This is a genomic window from Scandinavium lactucae (genome assembly GCF_033843265.1).
GTDB lineage: Bacteria > Pseudomonadota > Gammaproteobacteria > Enterobacterales > Enterobacteriaceae > Scandinavium > Scandinavium lactucae.
The window spans coordinates 134,188-160,537 of record NZ_JAWXRD010000028.1 but is presented as its reverse complement, the minus strand read 5'-3'; the positions used below and the strand labels follow the sequence as shown (position 1 = coordinate 160,537).

Annotated in this window: 23 protein-coding genes, 1 tRNA gene, 1 pseudogene and 1 other annotated feature; of the genes and pseudogenes, 17 read left to right on the top strand and 8 right to left on the bottom strand. The window is 55.2% G+C overall.

Annotated features, from left to right (window positions below; translation table 11 throughout):
- The first annotated feature begins 4 nt into the window (after nt 1-4).
- Genes dnaN through gyrB form a run of 3 tightly spaced genes read left to right on the top strand, consistent with a single transcriptional unit; the run spans nt 5 to nt 4,621 of the window.
- Entirely contained in the window at nt 5-1,105 is a 1,101-nt protein-coding gene (dnaN, locus tag SIK69_RS10240; protein WP_319627289.1) for a DNA polymerase III subunit beta, read from the top strand.
- A complete protein-coding gene (recF, locus tag SIK69_RS10235) occupies nt 1,105-2,178 on the top strand; it encodes a DNA replication/repair protein RecF (RefSeq protein WP_319786039.1) in 1,074 nt (357 codons plus the stop codon). The genes dnaN and recF overlap by 1 nt, the downstream gene beginning before the upstream one ends.
- 28 nt (nt 2,179-2,206) lie before the next feature.
- The gene (gene gyrB / locus SIK69_RS10230; protein WP_319627287.1) at nt 2,207-4,621 is read left to right on the top strand and encodes a DNA topoisomerase (ATP-hydrolyzing) subunit B; all 2,415 of its coding nucleotides are present in this window, start codon (nt 2,207-2,209) and stop codon (nt 4,619-4,621) included.
- A 70-nt stretch (nt 4,622-4,691) separates the two neighbouring features.
- On the opposite strand, the gene SIK69_RS10225 is transcribed toward gyrB, so the two are convergent.
- Nucleotides 4,692-5,603 (bottom strand): LysR family transcriptional regulator, encoded by a 912-nt coding sequence (locus tag SIK69_RS10225; protein WP_319786038.1) that lies wholly within the window; start codon nt 5,601-5,603, stop codon nt 4,692-4,694.
- Between the two features lie 111 nt (nt 5,604-5,714).
- Here SIK69_RS10225 and SIK69_RS10220 point away from each other — a divergent pair, with 111 nt between their 5' ends.
- From SIK69_RS10220 to SIK69_RS10210, 3 genes are all read left to right on the top strand, one after another.
- Nucleotides 5,715-6,740, top strand: coding sequence for a zinc-dependent alcohol dehydrogenase family protein (locus SIK69_RS10220; protein WP_319786037.1), 1,026 nt, complete (start codon nt 5,715-5,717; stop codon nt 6,738-6,740).
- A 149-nt stretch (nt 6,741-6,889) separates the two neighbouring features.
- Nucleotides 6,890-7,702 (top strand): sugar-phosphatase, encoded by an 813-nt coding sequence (gene yidA, locus SIK69_RS10215; protein WP_319627284.1) that lies wholly within the window; start codon nt 6,890-6,892, stop codon nt 7,700-7,702.
- A gap of 58 nt (nt 7,703-7,760) precedes the next feature.
- Entirely contained in the window at nt 7,761-8,984 is a 1,224-nt protein-coding gene (locus tag SIK69_RS10210) for a YidR family protein (protein ID WP_319786036.1), read from the top strand.
- A 1-nt stretch (nt 8,985) separates the two neighbouring features.
- On the opposite strand, the gene SIK69_RS10205 is transcribed toward SIK69_RS10210, so the two are convergent.
- Nucleotides 8,986-9,315 carry a YceK/YidQ family lipoprotein gene (locus SIK69_RS10205; protein WP_374941302.1) on the bottom strand — a complete coding sequence of 110 codons (330 nt, stop codon included), beginning with the start codon at nt 9,313-9,315 and terminating at the stop codon, nt 8,986-8,988.
- Nucleotides 9,316-9,560: 245 nt separating this feature from the next.
- Nucleotides 9,561-9,635: a sequence feature (ROSE (Repression Of Heat Shock gene Expression) occurs in the 5'-region of heat shock genes and acts as an RNA thermometer to modulate expression.), on the top strand.
- Here SIK69_RS10205 and ibpA point away from each other — a divergent pair.
- From ibpA to SIK69_RS10190, 3 genes and pseudogenes are all read left to right on the top strand, one after another.
- Nucleotides 9,629-10,042: a small heat shock chaperone IbpA gene (gene ibpA, locus SIK69_RS10200; protein ID WP_319786035.1), complete on the top strand. Its 414-nt coding sequence runs from the start codon at nt 9,629-9,631 to the stop codon at nt 10,040-10,042. (Overlaps the previous feature by 7 nt.)
- Nucleotides 10,043-10,153: 111 nt before the next feature.
- The gene (ibpB, locus tag SIK69_RS10195; RefSeq protein WP_319786034.1) at nt 10,154-10,582 is read left to right on the top strand and encodes a small heat shock chaperone IbpB; all 429 of its coding nucleotides are present in this window, start codon (nt 10,154-10,156) and stop codon (nt 10,580-10,582) included.
- A gap of 120 nt (nt 10,583-10,702) precedes the next feature.
- Nucleotides 10,703-12,369 (top strand): annotated as a pseudogene (locus tag SIK69_RS10190) (putative transporter).
- Here the strand turns inward: SIK69_RS10190 and SIK69_RS10185 are convergent.
- Nucleotides 12,349-13,083 carry a GntR family transcriptional regulator gene (locus SIK69_RS10185; RefSeq protein WP_319627278.1) on the bottom strand — a complete coding sequence of 245 codons (735 nt, stop codon included), beginning with the start codon at nt 13,081-13,083 and terminating at the stop codon, nt 12,349-12,351. The pseudogene SIK69_RS10190 and the gene SIK69_RS10185 sit on opposite strands and share 21 nt — an antisense overlap.
- Before the next feature lie 221 nt (nt 13,084-13,304).
- Between SIK69_RS10185 and SIK69_RS10180 the strand changes: the two genes are divergently transcribed.
- Both SIK69_RS10180 and SIK69_RS10175 read left to right on the top strand, forming a co-directional pair.
- Complete coding sequence (locus SIK69_RS10180; RefSeq protein WP_319627277.1) at nt 13,305-14,927, top strand: alpha-glucoside-specific PTS transporter subunit IIBC; 1,623 nt, start codon at nt 13,305-13,307, stop codon at nt 14,925-14,927.
- Nucleotides 14,924-16,246: a 6-phospho-alpha-glucosidase gene (locus SIK69_RS10175; protein ID WP_319627276.1), complete on the top strand. Its 1,323-nt coding sequence runs from the start codon at nt 14,924-14,926 to the stop codon at nt 16,244-16,246. The genes SIK69_RS10180 and SIK69_RS10175 overlap by 4 nt, the downstream gene beginning before the upstream one ends.
- Nucleotides 16,247-16,343: 97 nt before the next feature.
- Here SIK69_RS10175 and emrD read toward each other — a convergent pair whose 3' ends face one another.
- Entirely contained in the window at nt 16,344-17,528 is a 1,185-nt protein-coding gene (gene emrD, locus SIK69_RS10170) for a multidrug efflux MFS transporter EmrD (RefSeq protein ID WP_319786033.1), read from the bottom strand.
- Nucleotides 17,529-17,755: 227 nt separating this feature from the next.
- Nucleotides 17,756-17,845, bottom strand: coding sequence for a type I toxin-antitoxin system toxin TisB (gene tisB, locus SIK69_RS10165; protein WP_097162448.1), 90 nt, complete (start codon nt 17,843-17,845; stop codon nt 17,756-17,758).
- A 527-nt stretch (nt 17,846-18,372) separates the two neighbouring features.
- On the opposite strand from tisB, the gene ivbL reads away from it, so the two are divergent.
- From ivbL to SIK69_RS10145, 4 genes are all read left to right on the top strand, one after another.
- Entirely contained in the window at nt 18,373-18,471 is a 99-nt protein-coding gene (ivbL, locus tag SIK69_RS10160; RefSeq protein WP_319627274.1) for an ilvB operon leader peptide IvbL, read from the top strand.
- Between the two features lie 117 nt (nt 18,472-18,588).
- Nucleotides 18,589-20,289, top strand: a complete 1,701-nt coding sequence (ilvB, locus tag SIK69_RS10155; RefSeq protein WP_319786055.1) for an acetolactate synthase large subunit — start codon at nt 18,589-18,591, stop codon at nt 20,287-20,289.
- A gap of 3 nt (nt 20,290-20,292) precedes the next feature.
- Entirely contained in the window at nt 20,293-20,583 is a 291-nt protein-coding gene (gene ilvN, locus SIK69_RS10150) for an acetolactate synthase small subunit (protein WP_319627273.1), read from the top strand.
- A gap of 66 nt (nt 20,584-20,649) precedes the next feature.
- Nucleotides 20,650-21,102: a DUF1198 family protein gene (locus tag SIK69_RS10145; protein WP_319627272.1), complete on the top strand. Its 453-nt coding sequence runs from the start codon at nt 20,650-20,652 to the stop codon at nt 21,100-21,102.
- A 48-nt stretch (nt 21,103-21,150) separates the two neighbouring features.
- On the opposite strand, the gene yicI is transcribed toward SIK69_RS10145, so the two are convergent.
- The gene (yicI, locus tag SIK69_RS10140) at nt 21,151-23,469 is read right to left on the bottom strand and encodes an alpha-xylosidase (protein ID WP_319786032.1); all 2,319 of its coding nucleotides are present in this window, start codon (nt 23,467-23,469) and stop codon (nt 21,151-21,153) included.
- Between the two features lie 12 nt (nt 23,470-23,481).
- On the bottom strand, nt 23,482-24,876 hold the full coding sequence (locus tag SIK69_RS10135; protein WP_319627270.1) for a glycoside-pentoside-hexuronide family transporter: 1,395 nt from the start codon (nt 24,874-24,876) through the stop codon (nt 23,482-23,484).
- Nucleotides 24,877-25,166: 290 nt separating this feature from the next.
- Here SIK69_RS10135 and SIK69_RS10130 point away from each other — a divergent pair.
- A tRNA-Sec gene (locus tag SIK69_RS10130) sits at nt 25,167-25,261 on the top strand.
- A gap of 439 nt (nt 25,262-25,700) precedes the next feature.
- Here the strand turns inward: SIK69_RS10130 and SIK69_RS10125 are convergent.
- Nucleotides 25,701-25,898: a toxin-antitoxin system HicB family antitoxin gene (locus SIK69_RS10125; RefSeq protein WP_319786031.1), complete on the bottom strand. Its 198-nt coding sequence runs from the start codon at nt 25,896-25,898 to the stop codon at nt 25,701-25,703.
- Nucleotides 25,899-26,034: 136 nt separating this feature from the next.
- On the opposite strand from SIK69_RS10125, the gene SIK69_RS10120 reads away from it, so the two are divergent.
- Nucleotides 26,035-26,331, top strand: coding sequence for a SymE family type I addiction module toxin (locus SIK69_RS10120; protein ID WP_319627265.1), 297 nt, complete (start codon nt 26,035-26,037; stop codon nt 26,329-26,331).
- Nucleotides 26,332-26,350 lie beyond the last annotated feature (19 nt).

The following is a 26,350-nucleotide window of genomic DNA, read 5'->3' as shown; positions in this document are numbered from 1 at the left end:
CGCTATGAAATTTACCGTTGAACGTGAACATTTATTAAAACCACTGCAGCAGGTAAGTGGCCCATTAGGTGGCCGCCCAACGTTGCCGATTCTGGGCAATCTGCTGTTGCAGGTCGCAGACGGTTCCCTGTCACTGACCGGGACCGACCTTGAAATGGAAATGGTCGCACGCGTCGCGCTGTCCCAGCCGCACGAGCCGGGTGCTACCACCGTGCCGGCGCGCAAGTTCTTCGATATTTGCCGTGGTCTGCCGGAAGGCGCAGAAATCGCCGTGCAGCTTGAGGGCGACCGTATGTTGGTGCGCTCTGGCCGCAGCCGTTTCTCGCTGTCCACGCTGCCTGCTGCTGACTTCCCGAACCTCGACGACTGGCAGAGTGAAGTCGAATTCACCGTGGCCCAGGCGACGATGAAACGTCTGATTGAAGCGACGCAGTTCTCGATGGCGCATCAGGACGTTCGCTACTATTTAAACGGCATGCTGTTCGAAACCGAAGGGGAAGAACTGCGTACCGTGGCGACCGACGGTCACCGTCTGGCGGTCTGTTCCATGCCGATCGGCGAAACGTTACCGAACCATTCGGTTATCGTGCCGCGTAAAGGCGTCATTGAGCTGATGCGTATGCTCGACGGCGGCGAAAACCCAATGCGCGTGCAGATTGGCAGCAACAACATCCGTGCGCACGTGGGCGATTTCATCTTCACCTCTAAACTGGTGGATGGCCGTTTCCCGGACTACCGTCGCGTGTTGCCGAAAAATCCGGATAAACACCTGGATGCAGGCTGCGATATTCTCAAGCAGGCGTTTGCCCGCGCGGCCATTCTCTCGAACGAGAAGTTCCGCGGTGTACGTCTGTATGTCAGCGAAAATCAGCTGAAAATCACCGCCAACAACCCGGAGCAGGAAGAAGCAGAAGAAATTCTGGATGTGACCTACGCCGGGACCGAGATGGAAATCGGCTTTAACGTCAGCTACGTACTGGACGTGCTCAACGCGCTGAAGTGTGAAAACGTCCGTATTCTGCTGACCGATTCTGTTTCCAGCGTCCAGATTGAAGACGCAGCCAGCCAGAGCGCGGCTTACGTCGTTATGCCAATGAGATTGTAATGGCGTTAACCCGCTTGTTGATCCGCGACTTTCGCAACATCGAGAGCGCGGATCTTGCACTATCCCCTGGCTTTAACTTTCTGGTCGGCGCTAACGGCAGTGGCAAAACCAGCGTGCTGGAAGCCATCTATACGCTCGGCCACGGTCGGGCGTTTCGCAGTTTGCAGATAGGCCGCGTGATCCGCCATGAGCAGGAGTCCTTTGTTTTACACGGGCGCTTGCAGGGCCAGGAACGCGAAATCTCGATTGGCCTCACCAAAGACAAACAGGGCGATAGCAAAGTCCGCATCGACGGCACCGACGGTCACAAGGTGGCCGAGCTGGCGCTGCTGATGCCGATGCAGCTCATCACCCCCGAAGGGTTTACATTACTCAACGGCGGCCCTAAATACAGAAGATCGTTCCTGGATTGGGGATGCTTTCACAACGAAGCCGGTTTCTTTACCGCCTGGAGCAATCTCAAGCGTTTGCTGAAACAGCGTAACGCCGCATTGCGTCAGGTGACCCGCTACGCGCAGCTGCGCCCGTGGGATCTCGAACTTATTCCGCTGGCAGAGCAAATCAGCCAATGGCGAGCGGAGTACAGCGCAGGCATCGCCGAAGATATGGCAGATACCTGCAAACAGTTTCTTCCTGAGTTCAGTCTCAGCTTTTCTTTCCAGCGTGGCTGGGAAAAAGAGACCGACTATTCTGAGGTGCTTGAACGGAACTTCGAGCGCGATCGTATGCTGACCTACACCGCCCACGGGCCGCACAAAGCGGATTTCCGCATTCGTGCTGATGGCGCACCGGTGGAGGACACGCTTTCGCGAGGGCAGCTCAAACTGCTGATGTGCGCCTTACGTCTGGCGCAAGGTGAGTTTCTGACCCGTGAAAGCGGGCGACGCTGCCTGTACCTCATAGATGATTTTGCCTCGGAACTTGATGACGAGCGCCGCGGTCTGTTAGCAAGCAGGCTCAAAGCGACCGAGTCGCAGGTTTTTGTCAGTGCGATTAGCGCTGAACACGTAATGGACATGTCGGACAAAAATTCGAAGATGTTCAGCGTGGAAAAAGGTAAAATAACGGATTAACCCAAGTTTAAATGAGCGAGAAACGTTGATGTCGAATTCTTATGACTCCTCCAGTATCAAAGTCCTGAAAGGGCTGGATGCGGTGCGTAAGCGCCCGGGTATGTATATCGGCGACACGGATGACGGCACCGGTCTGCACCACATGGTATTCGAGGTCGTGGATAACGCTATCGACGAAGCGCTCGCGGGTCACTGTAAAGACATCGTGGTCACCATTCACGCCGATAACTCCGTTTCCGTAACGGATGATGGCCGTGGTATTCCGACCGGCATTCACCCGGAAGAGGGGGTTTCTGCGGCGGAAGTGATCATGACCGTCCTGCACGCAGGCGGTAAATTCGATGATAACTCCTATAAGGTGTCCGGCGGTCTGCACGGCGTTGGCGTTTCCGTTGTAAACGCCCTGTCGCAGAAGCTGGAACTGGTGATTCGCCGCGAAGGTAAAGTCCACAATCAGATTTACGTCCACGGTGTGCCGCAGGCTCCGCTGGCAGTCACGGGTGAAACTGAAGCCACCGGGACACAGGTCCGTTTCTGGCCGAGCTATGAAACCTTCACCAACGTCATTGAATTCGAATACGAAATTCTGGCTAAACGCCTGCGCGAGCTGTCGTTCCTGAACTCCGGCGTGTCGATTCGTCTGCGCGACAAGCGTGATGGCAAGGAAGATCATTTCCACTACGAAGGCGGCATCAAAGCGTTCGTTGAGTATCTGAATAAGAACAAAACGCCAATTCACCCGAATATCTTCTACTTCTCCACCGAAAAAGACGGTATCGGCGTAGAAGTGGCGCTGCAGTGGAACGATGGTTTCCAGGAAAACATCTACTGCTTCACCAACAACATTCCACAGCGCGATGGTGGCACACACTTGGCGGGCTTCCGTGCGGCGATGACCCGTACCCTGAACGCCTACATGGACAAAGAAGGCTACAGCAAAAAAGCCAAAGTCAGTGCCACCGGGGACGATGCCCGTGAAGGCCTGATTGCCGTCGTGTCGGTGAAAGTGCCGGATCCGAAATTCTCCTCGCAGACCAAAGACAAGCTGGTTTCTTCCGAAGTGAAAACCGCGGTTGAACAGCAGATGAACGAACTGCTGGCGGAATACCTGCTTGAAAATCCGTCCGATGCGAAAATCGTGGTCGGCAAAATTATTGATGCGGCGCGTGCCCGTGAAGCGGCGCGTAAAGCCCGTGAAATGACCCGTCGTAAAGGCGCGCTGGACTTAGCAGGCCTGCCGGGCAAACTGGCGGACTGTCAGGAACGTGACCCGGCCCTGTCCGAACTGTACCTTGTGGAAGGGGACTCTGCGGGCGGGTCTGCGAAGCAGGGCCGTAACCGTAAGAACCAGGCGATTCTGCCGCTGAAGGGTAAAATCCTTAACGTTGAGAAAGCGCGCTTCGACAAAATGCTCTCTTCGCAGGAAGTGGCGACGCTTATCACCGCCCTGGGCTGCGGCATTGGTCGCGACGAATACAACCCGGACAAACTGCGCTATCACAGCATCATCATCATGACCGATGCCGACGTCGATGGTTCGCACATCCGTACGCTGCTGTTGACCTTCTTCTATCGTCAGATGCCAGAAATCGTTGAGCGTGGCCACGTGTATATTGCGCAGCCGCCGCTGTACAAAGTGAAGAAAGGCAAGCAGGAACAGTACATTAAAGACGACGAAGCGATGGATCAGTACCAAATCGCTATCGCGCTTGACGGTGCGACTCTGCACACCAACGCCAGTGCCCCGGCATTGGCTGGTGAAGCGCTGGAAAAACTGGTTGCCGAATTCAACGCGACTCAGAAAATGATTGGCCGTATGGAACGTCGTTTCCCGCGTTCGCTGCTGAAAGCCCTGATCTACCAGCCAACGCTGGCAGAAGCTGAGCTTAGCGATGAGCAGAAAGTGACCCGCTGGGTAAATCAGTTGGTGACCGAGCTTAATGAAATCGAGCAGGCTGGCAGCATGTGGCAGTTTGACGTTCGTGAGAACGCCGAACAGCACCAGTTCGAGCCTATCATCCGCGTGCGTACCCACGGTGTGGATACCGATTATCCGCTGGATCATGAGTTCGTTACCGGGGGCGAATACCGCCGTATCTGCACCCTCGGCGAGAAGCTGCGTGGTCTGATCGAAGAAGATGCGTTTATCGAACGTGGCGAGCGTCGTCAGCCGGTTGCCAGCTTCGAGCAGGCGCTGGAATGGTTGGTGAAAGAGTCACGTCGTGGATTGTCTATTCAGCGTTATAAAGGTCTGGGTGAAATGAACCCTGATCAGCTGTGGGAAACCACCATGGATCCGGAAAGCCGCCGTATGCTGCGCGTAACCGTCAAAGACGCCATCGCCGCCGATCAGCTGTTCACCACCCTGATGGGTGATGCCGTTGAACCGCGTCGTGCCTTTATCGAAGAGAACGCCCTGAAAGCGGCGAACATTGATATCTAAGCGATCGATGCTGTAATGAAGAGCCGCGCGATATGCGCGGCTTTTTTATGCCTTCAGTATGGCGGGGTCGCTATCCGTCAATCGACATCACATCAGGCAAACGCGCCACCAGCCTGTCTACGGCAAGCCTCACCTTCAGCGGCAGATGCCGCGTTTGCGACCAGACCGCCTGAACATCAAACCGCACATCACGTGCTTGCTGTAAAAGGGGAATCAGCTTGTCCTCTTTTACGTCGCGGCGAACCATCCAGCACGGCAACCACGCAATACCGTGCCCCGCCAGAGCCGCATCGGCAATCGCCTGCAAATCATCCATATTAATCTGCGATTTGGGGATGAAAATATGCCCATCGCCCTCGTCGTCTGCGAGCTGCCAGGGCAAAACTTTACCTGCCTGGAGGTAGTTAATAGTGGTATGAGCATTCAGCGCGGAGACGTTCAGTGGCACGCCGTTCTTTGCCAGGTACACTGGCGCGGCGCACAGGACCATCCGGTGTTCACCTAATTTTCTGGCCACCAGCGATGAGCTGTCAGGTAGCGTACCGTTGCGAATGGCCATATCAAACCCTTCTTCCACGATATCAACCACACGATCGCTGAATGACATTTCCAGGGTGATCCCGGGGTGTTCTCTTGCCCACTCGACCAGTAACGGTGCGACGCATTGTCGGCCAAACAGCACCGGCAACGAGATGCGCAGGCGGCCGCTCACCTGATGTTTTCCGGATTCCAGCAGCATTTGCGCATGGCGAATATCTTCCAGCGCGCGATGGCAGCGTTCGTAAAACAGCGTGCCGTCGTCGGTTAGGCTTTGCGTACGGGTCGTTCGCTGAAATAAACGCACGCCGAGTCGTTCTTCCAGCCGCGCAATACTTTTCCCTACCGCCGAGCGCGATACATGCAAGCGGGTAGCGGCCTGCGCAAAACTGCCAGCCTCAACGGCGGCAACGAAAACGGGAATATCCTTCAGGCTATCGCTCATTAAATGTATCCATTGCGGCGTCAATAATGAGACAACTTATCGCCACTGGAGCCTCAGCGTCAACGTTAGACTGTAGGTATTGAAAGCTCATGTGATGATGCGGAGAACAAAATGACTGACACAATGCAACGCTGGACCCTGAACGCGCTTGGGCGTGAAAACCTCCATCTGACTCAGGAGACCATTCCACAGCCGGGTCCCGGTGAGGTCCGGGTGCGGGTGAATGCGGTGGCGCTCAACTATCGCGACAAAATGGTGATCGAAGGCAGTATGCCGATATACCTGGCATTTCCGTTCACCCCGGCGTCCGACATGGCGGGCGTAATCGACAGCACAGGTGAAGGGGTGACGCGTTTTAGAGTCGGTGCGCGGGTCATCTCTACGTTTTCGCCCGAGTGGATTGAGGGTAAACCTGCCGGGGACGCTCGCACGCTGCCTTATCGCACGCTGGGCGGCTACTTTCAGGGGATGCTGGCAGAGTATGTGATTATGAATGAAAACGGGCTGGTGGCGGCCCCGAACACGCTGGATGATGTTGAGGCCAGTACCCTGCCGTGCGCAGGGCTGACCGCGTGGTTTGCACTGATCGAACGAGGGGGGCTTCGGGCCGGGCAGACGGTGCTGGTGCAGGGTACTGGTGGCGTTGCCATGTTTGCGTTACAAATCGCAAAAGCGCACGGTGCGGAGGTCTTTGTCACCTCGGGTAGTGATGAAAAGCTGGCGCGAGCCAAAGCGCTTGGTGCCGATCATGGCATCAATCGCCTGAAGGGTGACTGGACAGAAGCAGTGTACGGCCTGACGCAGGATCGCGGTATAGACCACATTATTGAGACCGTGGGCGGAGCAAATCTCAAAAACTCGCTACGGGCGGTTGCCGTTCACGGGCGTATATCGGTGATTGGCGTGCTGGAAGGTAGCGAAATTTCGCTGCCTGCAAGCGAGCTGTTGTTGAAATCAGCGGTGATTCAGGGGATTGGGGTCGGGCATCGTCGGGCTCTGGAAGACTTTGTCCGCGCGGTGGATGCCACGCAGCTAAAGCCAGTGATTGCGCAACGCTACCGTTTCGACCAGCTTTCGCAGGCGCTTCAACATCTGGATAGCGGCGCGTTGGGAAAAATTGTCCTCACCCGAGAGTAAGCATTAATCTGCTGCCCGCTAGCGTCTTCTCTGCCACCTTCGGGTGGCGTTTTACGTTAAAAGGGACCTGTTTCTCTGCACTCGCAGCTCTATTTTTGTGCGCGGAATCGCGTTAGCATGAGTAAGAACTCACTTATCTCGGGGATCCTATGGCTATCAAACTCATTGCAATCGACATGGACGGAACGTTGCTCCTGCCCGACCATACTATTTCTCCGGCGGTTAAAAAGGCCATTGCGGCGGCGCGTGAACGCGGCGTGAAGGTGGTGCTGTGTACCGGTCGCCCGTATGCCGGTGTTCATAACTACCTGAAAGAACTGCACATGGAACAGGAAGGCGATTACTGCATCACCTATAACGGCGCTCTGGTACAGAAAGCTAGCGACGGCAGCACGGTGGCGCAAACGGCATTGAGTTACGATGATTACCGTTATCTGGAACAGCTTTCCCGCGAGGTGGGTTCCCACTTCCACGCGCTCGATCGCAACACGCTGTACACCGCCAACCGTGACGTCAGCTATTACACCGTGCATGAATCCTACGTCGCGACTATCCCGCTGGTGTTCTGCGAAGCGGAAAACATGGATCGCGATATTCAACTGCTGAAGGTGATGATGATTGACGAGCCCGCGATTCTCGACAAGGCCATTTCCCGCATTCCGGCAGACGTGAAAGAGAAATACACCGTGCTGAAAAGTGCGCCGTACTTCCTCGAAATCCTCGATAAACGCGTCAATAAAGGCACCGGCGTAAAATCGCTGGCTGATACGCTGGGTATTAAACCGGAAGAAGTAATGACGCTGGGTGACCAGGAAAATGACATTGCGATGATCGAATACGCTGGCATGGGCGTGGCGATGGAAAACGCCATTCCTTCGGTGAAAGAGGTCGCGAACTTTGTCACCAAATCCAACCTCGAAGACGGCGTCGCGTATGCGATTGAGAAGTTCGTTCTGAACTGATGTAAAGCGCCAGGCTTTGCTATACCCTGATGCAACCAACGCGCATCAGGGTACCTCCATGAAACAAATCACTTTTGCCTCCCGCCATCATCAGTTAACCAACACCCAAACCTGGACGCCTGACGGCCAATGGCTGGTATTCGACGTGCGTCCTTCCGGCGCTTCGTTTACCGGGGAAACCATTGAGCGCGTCAATATCCACAGCGGCGAAACAGAGGTGATTTACCGTGCTACCGACGGCGCACATGTGGGCGTGGTCACAGTGCATCCGCAGGACGAACGTTACGTCTTCATTCATGGCCCGGAACACCCGGATGCGACCTGGCAGTACGATTTCCACCACCGGCGTGGCGTGGTGACGTATCAGGGCGACACCCATAATCTTGATGCGATGGATATCACGCCGCCGTTTACAGCGGGCGCGCTGCGCGGCGGTAGCCATGTTCATGTGTATAGCCCGAACGGCGAAAACGTGAGCTTTACCTATAACGATCACGTGCTGCGTGAGCGCGACCCGGCGCTGGATTTACGCAACGTCGGGGTGGCGGTGCCGTTTGGCCCGGTTACCCCGTCGGGCCATCATCCGCGTGAATATGCGGGCAGCCACTGGAGCGTGCTGGTCAGCCAAACCACCCCGCAGCCGCAGCCGGGCAGCGATGAAATCAATCGTGCCTATGAAGAGGGCTGGGTTGGCAATTCACAGCTGGCGTTTATCGGCGATACTCTGTCGCTCAGCGGTGAAAAAGTGCCGGAGCTGTTTATCGTCACGCTGCCGACAGAGGAAGCTGGCTGGAAACGCGCGGGCGATGCCCCGCTGTGTGGTACGGAAAACACCCTGCCAGCACCACCCGCGGGTGTGGTTCAGCGTCGTCTGACCTTTACCCATGACCGGACGTATCCGGGGTTGGTGAACGTGCCGCGCCATTGGGTTCGCGCTGATCCCCAGGGCAACCGCATTGCGTTTCTGATGCGCGATGACGCGGGCGTGGTTCAGCTGTGGCTGATTGCAGCGGACGGCAGCGGCCTGCGCCAGCTGACGCATTGCAGCGGCATCCAGTCGGCGTTCAACTGGCATCCGTCAGGGAAATGGCTGGGATTGGTGGTGGAAAATCGGATTGCACTTTGCGATGCGCAGCGCGGAGAGATTCACTTTTTGACGGCCGATCATGAAAATCCTCCGTCAGGCGATGCGGTGGTTTTCTCCCCCAAGGGAGATGTCGTTGCCTGGATGGAGGAAACGCACGGCTATCGCCAGCTGTGGGCCGCGAAAACAGCGGTCTGAGTTACGGCGCAGGCATAGCCGCGGGCGGGATAATGGCATTCATCGCCTGCGTTTCTTTCTCGCTTTTCTCCACGCGGGTGCGAACGGTGTTGTCTTTGCGGAACAGATCCCACGGCAGCAGCAGCGTATCCGCGACGGCGGTGAGTGGCATATCCAGGGCAACCAGCGACTTGGTTCCCCAGCCGGTGGCTTCATCGCCCAGCATTTCTGCACTGGCGCGCGTGCCTGGATAGGTCCCTTCTTTGCCACCGGTGTGAGACATCACGCTGGAGCAGCCTGTCAGTGCCATCATCCCTGAATATAAAACGGGTAACAAAATTAAAATTTTCATCATGCGTTATCATCTTTGCCAGCACGCGAAGTGCTTGTGTATCGGGTTATAACGGCCCGCTGAAAAAATAAATAGTCCGAAACCAGCGCTCTGTGGCGTCTGTCGCACTTTCCCTGCCTGTGCAGTCTTTCAGTCTATGTCCTGTGACCGAAAGTGCAAAAAAAGTAAGACAGGTCCCCTTGATAAACGTTCCAGAAATCCCATTTTAAGAGTGTGGCCCACTAACGAACATGCCTGAGGGGTGTTTGGGGCGCGTGACCTGTCCATTGTGGAAGGTCTGTCTATTCTCGCTGATTTCAGGAGCTTTTTGATTATGCGTAACTTCGATCTATCCCCGCTGTACCGTTCCGCAATTGGTTTTGACCGTCTGTTTAACCTGCTCGAAAACAACCAGAGCCAGAGCAACGGCGGATACCCTCCGTACAACGTTGAATTAGTGGACGAAAACCATTACCGCATCGCCATTGCGGTGGCTGGATTTGCCGAAAGCGAGCTGGACATTACCGCCCAGGATAACCTGCTGGTGGTCAAAGGCTCTCACCCTGATGAACAAAAAGAACGTACCTATCTGTATCAGGGCATCGCTGAGCGCAACTTTGAGCGCAAATTCCAGCTGGCAGAAAATATTCATGTTAAAGGTGCCAACCTGGTGAACGGCCTGCTGTACATCGATTTGCAGCGTGTGGTTCCCGAAGCCAACAAACCGCGCCGGATTGAAATTAACTGATTCTGACGGGCGGCCTGCGCCGCCCAACTACAACCCGATGCTCGCCGTAAGGGAGCAACTGCGAGTCCAGAACTTGCAGGAACACACTCGCTTCTTAGAAGGAGAAACACCATGCGTAATTACGATTTAACCCCGATGCTGCGTCAGTGGATTGGCTTCGATAAACTGGCCAACGCCATGCTCAATCCCGGTGATGCTCAAGGTTTCCCACCGTATAACATTGAAAAGAGCGACGATAACCACTATCGCATCACCCTGGCACTGGCGGGCTTCCGTCAGGACGAGTTAGACATCCAGCTGGAAGGCACCCGTCTGACGATTAAAGGCAACCCGACTAAGCCTGAGAAAGAGCCGTCCTACCTCCATCAGGGACTAGTGACGCAGGCATTCAATTTGAGTTTCACCCTAGCTGAACATATGGAAGTCAGCGGGGCGACCTTTACCAACGGGCTGTTGCACATTGATTTGACCCGTAACGTGCCAGAAGCCATCGCCCCACAGCGGATCGCCATCAGCGAACGCCCGGCGTTAAACAGCTAAGGTTTTAGCCCTCACGAAGCCCCGCCAGTCGGGGCTTTTTTGTGCGCCACGATCCATACATCCCCGATGATTTCTGCAAGAATCCCTGTTATTCGTAATGTTATTCACAGGGAAAATACAATGAGTGACATAGCATTGACCGTCAGCGTGCTGGCACTGGTCGCCGTGGTGGGATTGTGGATAGGCAATATCAAAATCCGCGGCGTGGGGTTTGGTATCGGTGGGGTGCTGTTTGGCGGGATTATCGTCGGCCACTTTATCGAGCAGGCCGGGGTCACGCTCAGTGGCCCGATGCTGCATTTCATTCAGGAGTTTGGCCTGATCCTGTTCGTCTACACCATCGGTATTCAGGTGGGGCCAGGGTTTTTCGCTTCGCTTCGCTTCGCGTCTCCGGCCTGCGGCTTAACCTGTTCGCCATCCTGATTGTATTGCTCGGCGGAGTGGTCACCGCCCTACTGCATAAGCTGTTTGCCATTCCCTTGCCGGTGATGCTCGGCATTTTCTCCGGGGCGGTGACTAACACCCCGGCGCTGGGGGCCGGGCAGCAAATCTTGCGTGACCTGGGTGTGCCATTCGACGTGGTCGATCAAATGGGGATGAGCTACGCGATGGCCTATCCGTTCGGCATTTGCGGCATTCTGCTGACCATGTGGCTGATGCGGCTGTTCTTTCGTATCAACGTTGAAAAAGAAGCGCAGCATTTTGATACCAGCGTTGGGAACGGTCATGTCTTGCTGCAAACCATCAATATCCGGGTCGAAAACCCTAACCTTAACAATCTGGCGATTCAGGACGTGCCGGTGCTCAACGGGGACAACATTATCTGCTCGCGGCTCAAGCGCGATGAAATGCTGATGGTGCCGTCGCCCGGGACGCTGATCCACGTGGGCGACTTGCTGCATCTGGTTGGTCAGCCTGCGGATTTGCACAATGCGCAGCTGGTGATTGGTAAAGAGGTGGAAACGTCGCTGTCGACGCGCGGTACCGACCTCAAAGTTGAACGCGTGGTGGTCACTAACGAGAAAGTTTTAGGCAAGAAAATCCGCGATCTGCACCTGAAACAACGTTATGACGTGGTTATCTCCCGGCTTAATCGCGCGGGTATCGAACTGGTGGCCAGCAGCAATGCCAGTCTACAGTTTGGCGATATCCTCAATTTGGTCGGGCGGCCCGCGTCGATTGATGCGGTGGCGGCAGAGGTCGGTAACGCGCAGCAAAAGTTGCAGCAGGTGCAGATGCTGCCGGTGTTTATCGGTATCGGTCTGGGCGTGCTGCTGGGGTCGGTGCCGTTGTTTATCCCGGGCTTCCCGGTGGCGCTGAAGCTCGGTCTGGCGGGCGGGCCGCTGATCATGGCGTTGATCCTCGGGCGCATTGGCAGCATCGGGAAACTGTATTGGTTTATGCCGCCGAGTGCCAACCTGGCACTGCGCGAACTGGGGATAGTGCTGTTTCTGGCGGTGGTCGGCCTTAAATCCGGCGGCGATTTTGTCCGCACGCTGACCGAAGGCGACGGGCTGAGCTGGATTGGCTATGGCATCTTCATCACCGCCGTCCCGCTGCTGACGGTTGGCATTCTGGCGAGGATGTTCGCCAACATGAACTATCTGACGTTGTGCGGCATGCTGGCGGGGTCGATGACCGATCCGCCTGCACTGGCTTTCGCCAATAATCTGCACGCCACCAGCGGCGCGGCGGCGCTCTCGTACGCCACGGTGTATCCGCTGGTGATGTTCCTGCGCATCATCACCCCGCAGCTGCTGGCGGTACTATTCTGGGGCATGGGTTAGCGGGATTTCCGGGTGGATACGTCGTAAATGGTAATCCACCTGGTATTCCCGTGCGTTTCTGAACATCACCGAATAATTTAGAAATTCCCCGCTATCGCTATAGGACAGCGAAGTAATGCACAGCAGCGGGGTATGTAGTTCCACATTCAGCGACGTAGCCAGTTGTTTATCGGCTAATACCGGTGCCAGGCTTTCATAATTACCACTGATTGTTATCCCGCACTCCTTCTCAATGTAATCAAATTTTGACCCTTCCAGATGCGCCAGGGACAGTGTGCGAAACAGGCTGACCGGCATATAGCTGTCTTCCAGCAGCAGCGGCTTGCCTTCGACATAACGAATTCGACGGGAAAAGTAGATTTGACTGTTCACCGGGATCCGCAGCTTACCGGCAATCGCCGGGGGGGCAGGGATCACTTCGAAGGTCAGCACTTTGCTCACCACCGATCTTCCCTGCAAAAGCATGACTTCCACCAGGCCTGTCAAATTGGTCGTTTCCTGATGGACATCTTTGCGCGCCACGAAGGTGCCGCTGCCGTGTCGGCGTTCGACCAGTCCCCACGTCATCAGCAATTCGGTCGCTTTACGGACGGTCATTCGCGCCACGCCAAACTCCCGCGCCAGCGCTTTCTCGCCTGGAAGTGGGCTGCCCACACAGTAATCCGATGAGTTCAGGCGCAAACGGAGCTTGTCCGCAATGGATTTGTAGATCACCAGTAGACCTCTTTTAGCCAGTCACCAGGACATTTTGATCCCGTGATGTCTGATTTATAAACAAAAAGTAGACATCATGGTGGCTTTTTAAACTATGAACGCGGTCACGGAACGCAGCGGCATATCCGCATTGCCGCGATGTAACTTCATATGCTCATGCCAGGTCAGTCAATAAATCCAATAAGACCTCTTCCCCTACAAGTTTCGATGAGGATGTAAAAATGCTCAGTCAGATACAACGTTTTGGTGGTGCAATGTTTACCCCAGTCCTGTTATTTCCGTTTGCCGGGATTGTGGTGGGCATTGCAATTATGTTGCAAAACCCATTATTTGTAAGTGAATCACTAACGGCTCCAGACAGCTTATTTCGCCAGATTGTTCACATTATTGAAGAGGGTGGCTGGACGGTTTTCCGTAATATGCCGCTTATTTTTGCCGTAGGGTTGCCGATAGGCCTGGCAAAGCAGGCTCCAGGCCGAGCGTGTCTGGCGGTGATGGTCAGTTTTTTGACCTGGAATTATTTTATCAATGCAATGGGAATGACCTGGGGGCATTATTTTGGCGTCGATTTTACGCTGGATACTGTGGCCGGAAGCGGATTGACAATGATTGCCGGAATTAAAACCCTCGATACCAGTATTATCGGTGCGATTGCTATTTCAGGGATCGTGACCGGTCTTCATAATCGCTATTTTGATAAACCCTTACCGGTATTCCTCGGCACCTTTCAGGGCACCTCATTTGTGGTGATGATTGCTTTCCTGGTCATGATCCCCTGCGCCTGGCTCACATTATTGGGCTGGCCGAAAGTCCAGTTGGGTATTGAATCATTACAAGCTTTTTTACGCAGTGCGGGGGCCAGCGGCGTTTGGCTGTATACCTTCCTGGAACGGGTGCTAATCCCCACCGGATTACATCATTTTGTCTATGGTCCCTTTGTATTTGGCCCGGCGGCCATTGAGGGCGGTATTCAGGTGTACTGGGCCGAGCATTTACTGGAATTTAGTCAGTCAACCGAATCCCTGAAAACCCTGTTCCCGGAAGGAGGGTTTGCCTTGTTCGGTAACTCAAAAGTCTTTGCCGCACCGGGAATTGCGATGGCGTTGTACTACACCGCTGCCCCGCAGAATCGTAAAAAAGCGGCCGGGCTGCTTATTCCAGCGGCGCTGACCGCCGTGCTGGTGGGGATAACCGAGCCGCTGGAGTTTACGTTCCTGTTTATTTGCCCGCCGCTGTTTGTCCTGCACGCCATACTGGCGGCCACCATGGCGACCGTAATGTACATGGCGGGTGTCTCCGGAAATATGGGGGGCGGCTTAATTGATACCATTCTGCCGCTGGACTGGATCCCGATGTTCCACAACCACTCCGGGATGATTTTTACCCAAATTGCCATCGGTCTGGCCTTCACCGTCATTTACTTCGTGGTTTTCCGCACCCTCATTCTGCGCTTCAACATTAAAACGCCGGGTCGCGAAGAGAGTGAAATTAAGCTCTACAGCAAAGCCGACTATCAGGCTTCACGCCAGCCAATCACGGCCTCGACGGCCAAAGACATTCAGCGTGGACAGGCCGCCGGGTTCCTTGAGGCGCTCGGTGGGGCCAACAACATTCGCAGCATCAATAACTGTGCCACCCGCCTGCGCATCACGCTGGTCGACATGACGCAGACCCAAAGTGACGACATTTTCAAAGCGCTGGGTGCGCACGGCGTGGTCCGACGCGGCGACGGCATACAGGTCATTGTCGGTCTGAATGTGCCAGTGGTGCGAGATCAGCTGGAAACCTTAATGAATGAAACCTTGATAACCGAACCCAAATCCATGACGGAGGCAGTATCATGAAAAAATTCTCAATCGTCGTAGCCGGTGGTGGTAGCACTTTTACTCCCGGGATTGTCCTGATGTTACTGGCAAACCAAGAGCGCTTGCCGCTGCGTGCCCTGACGTTTTATGACAATGACGGCGCACGCCAGGAGACCATCGCCGAAGCCTGCAAAATCATCCTTCAGGAGCAGGCCCCGGACATCAAATTTAGCTATACCACCGATCCGAAAGCCGCGTTCACCGATGTGGATTTTGTGATGGCGCATATCCGCGTCGGTAAATATCCAATGCGTGAAAAAGATGAAAAAATCCCGCTGCGCCACGGCGTGCTGGGCCAGGAAACCTGTGGACCCGGCGGAATTGCCTACGGAATGCGCTCGATTGGCGGCGTGCTTGAGCTGGTGGACTACATGGAAAAATATTCGCCAAACGCCTGGATGCTGAACTATTCCAATCCGGCGGCGATTGTGGCGGAAGCCACACGCCGTCTGCGGCCTAACGCTAAAATTCTCAACATCTGCGACATGCCGATTGGTATCGAAAGCCGAATGGCGGAAATCGTTGGCTTGCCTGACAGAAAACAGATGCGCACCCGCTATTACGGGCTAAACCACTTCGGCTGGTGGACCTCTATTGAAGATCTGAACGGCAATGATCTCATGCCAAAACTGCGCGAACACGTGGCTAAATTCGGTTATGTGCCGCCATCTGACGATCCGCATACCGAAGCGAGCTGGAATGATACCTTCGTCAAAGCCCGGGATGTGCAGGCGCTGGATCCCGACACCATGCCGAATACCTACCTGAAATACTATCTGTTCCCTGATTATGTGGTGAAGCACTCCAACCCGAATCATACCCGCGCCAATGAAGTGATGGAGCACCGCGAGAAGCATGTGTTTGGCTCCTGTAACGCCATAATTCAGGCCGGAAAATCGTCAGCAGGTGAGCTGGAAATTGATGAGCACGCGTCCTACATCGTGGACTTAGCGGCGGCGATCGCCTTTAACACCCAGGAACGGATGCTGCTTATCGTGCCAAACAATGGGGCAATCCATAACTTTGATGCCGATGCGATGGTGGAGATTCCATGTCTGGTGGGCAAAAGTGGGCCTGAACCACTGGTGGTGGGTGATATTCCGCATTTCCAGAAAGGGCTGATGAGTCAGCAGGTGGCGGTAGAAAAACTGGTGGTTGATGCCTGGGAGCATCGTTCTTATCAGAAACTGTGGCAGGCGATCACTTTGTCTAAAACCGTGCCGAGCGCGTCGGTGGCGAAGGCTATCCTGGATGATTTAATCGAGGCCAATAAGGACTACTGGCCAGAACTGCACTGACTTTCAGACTGCAGGGAACGTTCTAAAGCGCCCGGCGGCGTTGCACTTGCCGGGCCTAAGGTTCAGTCCAGTTAGCGCCACCGGGCAATGGTCTAACTCAAATGGTTTGCTGATGCTGGTTAAAGCGCGACGCCAGTGGCAGCCAGCACAACAGGATCAGCAATCCCATCAGGGTCATCAGCAGGCCGAGGCTGCTTTGGCCGTTTTGTGGCAACATCGCCGACAGCCAGGCTAATGCGCCGGAGCCGATATTTTGCAAACCACCGACCAGCGCGCCAGCCGTTCCGGCGAGGAACGGGAACGGCTCCATCGCCCCGCTGGTCGCCAGCGGGAACAGCATACCAGCCCCGAAGAAGAACAGGGCGGCAGGCACCAGCAGCGTCCAGACGTTCATCACGCCCAGCAGGCCCGGGATCCACATCATTACACCTGCCAGCAGGCAGCTAATCACCGACTGCCACATCAGGCTTGAGAAGCGTTTGTTCTGTCGACCGGCAAACCACGCGCCGAAAAACGCCGCCGGAATGGGCAGAATAAACAGAATGCTGACCACCATGCTGCTCAGACCCAATCCCGCGCCCAGCAATACGCCAGAACAGGCTTCAAACACCGCAATGCCTGCCAGGCCGCCAATCAACATCAGCAGATAACAGGTGAATGCGCTGTTGCCGAACAGCGTTTTGTAGCGCGTGACCAGCCGGGTCGGAGGGGCATTTTGCGGACGCGTTTCCGGCATCCAGCGTGCCATGCTAAAGGTAACAATGACGCATAGCCCCAGCAGGAAACCGTAGCACGCCCGCCAGCTCCACACCGTATCGAGCATCCCGCCAATCAGCGGGGCCAGCAGTGGGCTGACCAAAATCCCCATATTCAACAAACTGTTGGCATGACGCAGCTGTGTGCCTTCGTACAGGTCACGCGGCAGGGTACGCGCCATCACGCCGCCCACGCCGGTGCCCATGCCCTGAATGGCACTGGCGGCAATCAGCATCGTCAGGCTGTGCGTGGTCATGGCGACAATCGTCGCAAGCATAAAAATCGTCATCCCGATGAGGATCACCGGACGGCGGCCCACGCGGTCTGAAATCGGGCCGTAAAACAACTGTGAGACGCCATAGGTCAGCAGATACGCGGCCATCACGCTCTGCACCGCGCCTTCACGCACGTTCAACTCACGCGCCATATCGGCAATCGCCGGGATATAAATGGTCTGCGCCATCTGCCCAACGGCAACCAGCAGCACCAACATCAACAGCAAACTGACGTTCTTATGCCTTTTCATTCGATGAATACTTTGTGAATGGTTAAAAAGAAAGAATATGTGACTGGCACATCCGCAAAACGCGGAAGAAATCTACCACAGTAAAATGACATAACAACCATAACGGCAGGATCGTCGATGCGGCAGCAGGCAGGTTTTATACACAAGGCTCGGCAACAAATGTTGCCACAGGAAAGGGATGAAAGAGGGGCGGTTGCCCGCCCCTCTTCGGTACGGCCTGAACCTGATTACCGGAAGGTTTTCAGGACTGCATCAAGCAGTTGCAGCAACGCAACCATGAGTTTCAGGACTAACAGTGCTAGTTCCACTCCACCCATACGTTTCTCCTTAGGTTACAGGAGAACTTCCGACTGACTTACCTTTCCGCTGCCTGTCATCAGCCGTGTTGTTGACGTAACACAGTGTGCTCTCCCGGGGGTTAAGGCGCTGACGGCACCACCCGTTTCAGCCAGGACTTTTTTGCGCGCCGGTCGAACATGCGGCCCCCACATGGCTCACTGTGAACAGCTTCAGTATAGATAAATGCTGTATGGATGAACAGTATTTTGTCGACAAAATGCGCCGACTGTCGCATACTGCATAACGCGGTAAACCGTGACGTAAATTGCGCGATCGCCGTCCATCGCGTATACTTCTGCGGTTGACGTAACACAGTGCGCTTCGCGGCCACCAACCGTAAACCACTGACAAAAACCTCGCTCCGGCGGGGTTTTTTGTTTTCTTAGGTTTTGCAGCCAAATGTGACAAAGTGCGCAGTTTTTTGCGTGTGGCGATAAAGCGCTTGCCGCGAACGATTGGCTGTGCTTGTATAAATCCAGTTACTCACACAACATCATGGTCCCTAATGAACACTTACCTGAACGCAATCAATCTACTACCAACTGCGCACCCAGCCGCAGTGGTCGTCGTGCGTGTGGTGGTGGTCGTCGGCAATGCGCCGTAGGGTCCGGAACACACGATTCCAAAACCCCGCCGGCGCAAACCGGCGGGGTTTTTCGTTTAAGCCCCCCGGAAAGTCGGCCCAGAAGAACAGGACTGGAACATGGCAACTTCGGGCACAATGTCGTCAAACACGGCGTCTACGCAGACGACCTCACAGGCCAGGCGTTTTACCGGCGCACAGCTGATCGTTCACTTGCTGGAACGTCAGGGCATTACCACCGTCACGGGTATTCCGGGCGGAACGGTGTTACCGCTGTACGACGCCCTCAGCCAGAGCAAACAAATCCGCCACGTGCTGGCCCGCCACGAACAGGGCGCAGGGTTTATCGCCCAGGGCATGGCGCGCACCCAGGGTAAACCGGCGGTGTGCATGGCCTGTAGCGGCCCGGGCGCAACCAACCTGGTGACCGCCATCGCCGATGCGCGTCTCGATTCCATCCCGCTGGTGTGCATCACCGGCCAGGTTCCGGCCTCGATGATTGGCACCGACGCTTTTCAGGAAGTGGACACCTACGGCATCTCCATCCCGATTACCAAACACAACTATTTAGTGCGTGACATCAGCGAACTGCCGCAGGTTATCAGCGACGCGTTTCGTATCGCGCAGTCTGGCCGTCCTGGCCCGGTATGGGTGGATATTCCGAAGGATGTTCAGACCGCTGAAATTGATATCGATGACCTGCCGATGCCAGGCTGCAAAGCGCCTGCTCCGGTGTTTAACCTGGCCGATGTGCGCGACGCGGCGGCAATGATTAACGCGGCTAAGCGCCCGGTGCTGTATCTGGGCGGTGGGGTAGTCAATGTGCCGGAGCACATTCGTAAGCTGGCAGAAAAAGCCAATTTGCCGACCACCATGACCCTGATGGCGCTCGGTATGTTGCCGAAAGCGCATCCGTTGTCGTTAGGGATGCTCGGAATGCACGGCGCACGCAGCACCAACTACATCCTGCAAGAATCTGATTTACTGATTGTTTTAGGCGCACGTTTTGATGACCGGGCGATTGGTAAAACCGAACAGTTCTGCCCGAACGCCAAAATTATCCACGTGGATATCGACCGCGCAGAGCTGGGCAAAATCAAACAACCTCACGTGGCGATTCAGGCTGACGTGGGCGAAGTGCTCGACCAGCTGATCCCGTTGATTGAAGCCCAGCCGCGTGCCGAGTGGCGTCAGCTGGTGGCCGATTTGCAGCAGGAGTTTCCGTCGGCCATTCCGCAGGCGGGCGACCCGCTGACCCATTACGGGCTGATTAACGCGGTGGCGGCCTGCGTGGATGACGAGGCGATTATCGCTACCGACGTGGGGCAACATCAGATGTGGACGGCACAGGCCTATCCGCTCAACCGTCCGCGTCAGTGGCTGACCTCTGGCGGCCTGGGCACCATGGGCTTTGGCTTACCGGCGGCGATTGGTGCGGCGCTGGCGAATCCGCATCGCAAAGTGCTGTGTTTCTCTGGCGATGGCAGCTTGATGATGAACATTCAGGAGATGGCGACCGCGGCGGAAAATCAGCTCGACGTGAAAATCATCCTGATGAACAACGAGGCATTGGGGCTGGTGCATCAACAGCAAAGCCTGTTCTACCAACAGGGCGTGTTCGCCGCGACTTATCCGGGCATGATTAACTTTATGCAGATTGCGCAAGGCTTTGGCCTGCAAACCTGCGACCTGAATACTGCCGAAAATCCGCAGGCTGCGTTGCAGGAAATCATTTCTCGCCCAGGCCCGGCATTAATTCACGTCCGTATCGATCCTGAACAAAAAGTTTGGCCGATGGTCCCGCCGGGTGCCGCAAATACTGAAATGGTGGGGGAATAAGCCATGCAAAACGCAATTCATGACAACGTTATTCTGGAACTCACCGTGCGCAACCACCCGGGGGTAATGACCCACGTGTGCGGCCTGTTTGCTCGCCGGGCGTTTAACGTAGAAGGCATTTTGTGTCTGCCAATTCAGAACAGCGACAAAAGCCGGATCTGGCTATTGGTGAACAACGACCAGCGCCTCGAACAAATGATTAGCCAAATCGACAAGCTGGAGGACGTCGCCCATGTGACGCGCCATCAAAGCGACCCGGGCGTGTTCAACAAACTAGGTCTATTTTTTGAGTGATCCTTCTGTCGACTTCGCGATGGATGTCTTTATCATGTCCGGGCTGAGCAAAGCTGAGAGGACGGCATGATCTGGTTGACGTTAGCCACTCTGGTGGTGGTATTTGTGGTGGGATTTCGGGTAATCACCTCCGATTCGCGTCGGGCGATAAAACGCCTGAGCGAACGGCTGGGGATCACACCAATGCACATTGAATCGATGGTCGATCAGATGGGCAAACGCGCAGGTGAAGAGTTTCTGGGCTATTTACATCGCCCGAATGAAGCGCATATGCAGAATGCCGCGCAGATTTTGCTTATCTGGCAGGTGGCGGTGGTCGATGCCAGCGAGACCAATATGCTTTACTGGCACCGCCAGTTGCAAAAAGCGCGTCTTGCCGCGCCGGTCACCGATGCGCAGATCCGTCTGGCGCTGAGTTTCTTGCGGGAGCTGGAGCCGGATGTATCGGAGTTCAATGCGTTCCAGCATCGCTACAATATGCTGTTCATGCCACAGGACGGCGTGACCTGGCTGCACTGAGTCGTGTTTCCCCTCTCCCATAGGGGGAGGGGAAACAGACCACTCCCGTTAGAGCGTGATCACCACTGAATTACCCTGCGGTGCAATCACCACGCCCCATTCGCTGCCGGACTGAGAACCGCCCTGCACGCTGGCAACCTGCTGAACGTTGCGCAGGCACAGCGTCCAGTTACTGGCCTCGCCTTCACCCTGCACCTGCAGCGCATTGCCCTGACGTTTCGCCTTCAACGTAAACAGCGTAGAACCATTCGTGGCCGGAACCTGGCACACCGCTTCGTGGCCGTCTTCCAACGCAAACAGCTGGAATGCGGTGCCGTCGTGCCACGCGTAATCAGGCTTCTGCGTATTGTTACCCAGCGCCAGCAGGGTGTTATCACGCACGTACACCGGCAGGCTCAGCGCGTCATGCTGCTGTTTATGCCAGCGACTGCCCTGCACTTCGTCGTTGTGCCACAGGTGCGTCCAGCGGCCTTCCGGCAGATAGAACTGCACATCGCCCGCTTCGCTGAACACCGGCGCGACCAACACGGCATCGCCGAGCATGTACTGACGGTCGAGATAATCGCAGGTTGGGTCCTGCGGGAACTCCAGCATCATCGAGCGCAGCACCGGGGTACCGGTTTCGTTGGCAATCGCTGCCTGGCGATAGAGGTATGGCATCATCCGGCATTTCAGCTCGGTGAAGTGGCGCACCACATCGCAGGATTCATCGTCGTACGCCCACGGCACACGATAGGATTTGCTGCCGTGCAGGCGACTGTGGCTGGAGAGCAGCCCGAACGCGCACCAGCGTTTATACACGTGCGCCGGGGCGGTATTCTCGAAGCCGCCGATATCGTGGCTCCAGAAGCCAAAGCCAGACATGCCGATCGACAGCCCACCGCGCAGGCTTTCTGCCATTGACTCGTAGTTGGCGTAGCAGTCGCCGCCCCAGTGCACCGGGAACTGCTGTGCGCCGACCGAGGCCGAGCGCGCAAACAGCACCGCTTCCTGCTCGCCGAGGGTCTCTTTCAGCACGTTCCACACCAGTTCGTTGTAGATGAACGCGTAGTGGTTGTGCATTTTCTGCGGGTCGGAACCGTCGTGCCACACCACGTCGGTCGGGATGCGTTCGCCGAAATCGGTCTTGAAGCAGTCGACGCCGATATCCACCAGGCCTTTCAGTTTGTCGGCGTACCACTGGCACGCTTCCGGATTGGTGAAATCGTAAATCGCCAGCCCCGGCTGCCATTTATCCCACTGCCAGAGTGAGCCGTCCGGGCGTTTGAGCAAATAGCCCTTCTCTTTCAGTTCTTTAAATATCGGCGATTTCTGGCCGATGTACGGGTTGATCCACACGCAGATTTTCAGCCCTTTGGCTTTCAGGCGGCGGATCATGCCTTCCGGATCCGGGAAGGTCACCGGGTCCCATTCAAAATCGCACCACTGGAAGGCCTTCATCCAGAAGCAGTCAAAATGGAACACGTGCAGCGGCAGATTGCGCTCGGCCATCCCGTCGATAAAGCTGTTTACCGTCGCTTCGTCATAGTTGGTGGTGAACGAGGTGGTCAGCCACAGGCCGAAGGACCACGCTGGCGGCAGCGCCGGGCGACCGGTGAACTGGGTATAGCGGTTCAGCACCTCTTTCGGCGTTGGGCCGTCGATCACAAAGTATTCAAGGTATTCGCCTTCAACGCTGAACTGCACTTTCGATACTTTTTCGGAACCAACTTCAAACGACACACATTCCGGGTGATTGACCAGCACGCCGTAGCCGCGGTTAGTGATGTAGAACGGAATGTTTTTGTAGGATTGTTCGGTGCTGGTGCCGCCGTCGCGGTTCCAGGTGTCGATGGTCTGACCGTTACGCACCAGGGCGGTGAAGCGCTCGCCGAGGCCGTACACGGTTTCCCCCACGCCCAAATCCAGGCGCTCGAACATGTAGTTGCGGGCACTATTGCTGTCCTGCACGTAGCCGTTGTTTTTCACCTGGCTCCCGGTGATACGCACGCCGTTGCGCAGAAAATCGAGCGCCCAGAATTCGCCTTTGGAGACGCGCACGCTTAGGTTGCCGCTTTTCAGCTCGGCAAACTCGGCGGTGTTCTGCATCTCGACGTGCACATCCTTCTGCACGTTCAGCGGGTAGTGTGGGCCGTTATCCAGTGCGCCCTGGAAGTGCTCGATGCGCACCCCAACCACGCCTTCCTGTGGAGAGAAAAAGCGCAGCGTAAACAGCGGGGTATCCAGCTGCCAGGTGCGTTCGCGCACGTCACGCGGCGCGGCGTAGACCACCATTTCGTTGCCCTGCTGTTCGACATCGAACACCTGCAACGGGTGGATAAGATTCAGGCCAGGTTGAATGAGCCAGTTTCCATCACTGATTTTCATGCCTTGTTCCTCTTAGTTCGCTAATTCTTTGCTGACCGGAGCCTGCTCAAATTCTTTCTGATTGCGGCGCGCACCCTGCGCGATATCCGCCATGATTTTGCGTAAGTACGGGGTTTTCAGCGTGTAATAACGCTTGGCGATAATGGCGCTCAGCAGATAGCAGACCGCCGGGACCAGGGTAAACAGCGCGATGATGATGTTAATGGTGTCGGCATTTTGGGTTTTCGCCCCGGCGTCATAACCACCTGCCGCCAGCATCCAGCCAATCATCGCCCCGCCCAGCGCCAGGCCGAGCTTCAGCACGAAGAGCGTGCCTGCAAAGCTGATCCCAGTCAGGCGTTTCCCGTTGCACCACTCGCCGTAGTCGACGGTATCGGACATCATTACCCACTGGATTGGGGTCACCAGCTGATGCAGCACACCAATCACGAAGATGAAGCCGAACATGACCAGGTTGGCCTGAATCGGCACGAAGAACATCGCCACGCTCAGCACCGTCAGCGCGGCGTTGGTCCACCAGAACACGCTCACTTTGCATTTCCAGTCAGTGAGCGGTTTCGCCAGCGCCGAACCAATCAGGTTGCCTACGCAGTAGGTGCACAGGAAGGCGGTGAACAGCCCGGCGGAGCCCAGAATCCAGGTGGTGTAATACATCATCGCCCCGCCGCGCACGCAGACGGCGAGGATGTTGAGGATGGTCAACAGGCCGACGATGCGCCACTGATCGTTTTGCCAGATGTCCTTCAAATCTGAGCGCATTGACGAGGTGCTCGGCGGCACCTGGATGCGTTCTTTGGTGGTAAAGAAGCAGAAGGCCAGCATCAGGAACGCCACCATCGACAGCACGGCGATCCCGCCCTGGAAGCCAAAGGCTTTATCGTCGCCGCCAATCAGGTTTACCAGCGGCATCATCAGCACCGTGGAGAGCATGCCGCCCGCCGTCGCCAGCACGAAACGCCAGGATTGCAGGGAGACGCGCTGCTCTGGGTCACCGGTGATTACTCCGCCCAGGGCGCAGTAAGGGATATTCACCACTGTATACAGCAGGGTCAGCAGCGTGTAGGTCAGGGCGGCGTAAATCATTTTGCCGTTGAGGGACAGGTCCGGCGAGCTATAGGCCAGGACGCACACCAGGCCAAACGGGATGGCACCAAACAGGATCCACGGGCGGAATTTCCCCCAACGGCTGCGGGTGCGGTCGGCAAGCAGGCCCATGCACGGGTCTGAAATTGCATCCAGCGCACGGGCCACCAGGAACATGGTGCCGACGAAACCAGCGGGAATACCAAAAATATCGGTATAAAAAAACATCATGTAAAACATGACATTATCAAAAATGATATGGCTGGCGGCATCTCCCATGCCGTAGCCAATCTTCTCCTTCACGGACAACACTTCGTGAGTCATTTTTTTATCCTTAACAGCGTCATCGACTTCCAGTAACCGGTTACATGGTTGTAATCCATCGTCCCTGCCGATGGAATTCCAATATCTTGTTAGCGGATTACGTTTCTTGTTTTCTGTGATCGCGGTTCAGGAGAAGAATGTGTAAAAATGTAACTTGAGGATTTCCTGAGGGTTTATGCTCAATACGGTGATTTACTGCACAGGTACACGTAAATTTTTACATCAAAGAGTGTGGTAACTGCCTGAAAGTAGCTATAATGCGCCCCGCCTCCATGTAGCAATCGAGGCGCGGAAGGTCGTCGTCTCCGGTGAGGCGGCTGGACTTCAAATCCAGATGGGACCGCCAGCGGCCCCGGGCAGGTTCGACTCCTGTGATCTTCCGCCAATTTGCTTATCCTGAACGTCGCAGTGTCTTTAATTCCACCAAATCTAATGCTTGTATCCGTTCATTGCATATTCCATATTTCGCATGTGTTTTTTAAAATCATAAAATGTATATTCGGAATTCTTGTCAAAAATTTAATGATAATAGTGTGTTCATTGGCCAGGTGGATGCTCTCATTGGAGATTACTGTAATAATTGGTGCGTTTTTAAAACCCAATCGATGAGTTGCATGCAATGCCAGCTTCAAAAATACTACAAATGGTAAGTCGAAGATAAAAAAACCACTTGTGTCCAAACTGTAATAGTAAAACAAACAGAAAAATTAGCTCCGAACGCTTCAGAGATTGTTTTGGCTAATTCTTCATGTATCAAAGCCGCATGTATAATTTTGTAAAATTATCGCCAATAATAAGCGAGAAGGATCAGTAAGCTGAAGTTCTCATTCATCCAACATTCTTGGGTATTTTCTGTTTTTTAATTCCCTTCGTCCTAAACTTTTAAACCAATTCCCCAAACTCATCCCTGCATCCTTCGCTGCTTCTTCAAACTGCGCTTTCAGCTCAGGCGTAATACGCATCTGAAACGTAGGTGCTTTTCCGGACTTTGATTGGTTTTTATCACGTTTGACTGTTGTCATGTACGTACCTACAAGCGTAGAGTTTAATCATTCAGGTACGTACCTAAATATAAATCGCCCTGAATTTGAAGCGCTCCCGCCCAGTATTCTCAGTACCGAACGAGAGCTAACCGCACCAACTATCAAGGAGTTGATTATGGCTGATTCGCATTCTACAACAGAGCGTCCGTTCACTGAAACCGAGCGCAAATTAATTGTGGGATATCGTCCACGAAGTCGTGACAGAAATACCCCGAGCATAACGATTTGCGGGAAGTGGATGCGCACGGCGGGCTTTAATATCGGTCATCATATTGCGGTGAAGGTGATGGATGGCTGTATCGTGCTGGTCGCCGATAGCCCAAAAGAACAGGCGCTGATTGAAGAACTGCGCGAAACGAAACGGGCGTTAGCAGAAATTCAGGGGACGTTGTCGGCGGTGAAAATGGTCTAGCGCTTATCGCGTCGGATTT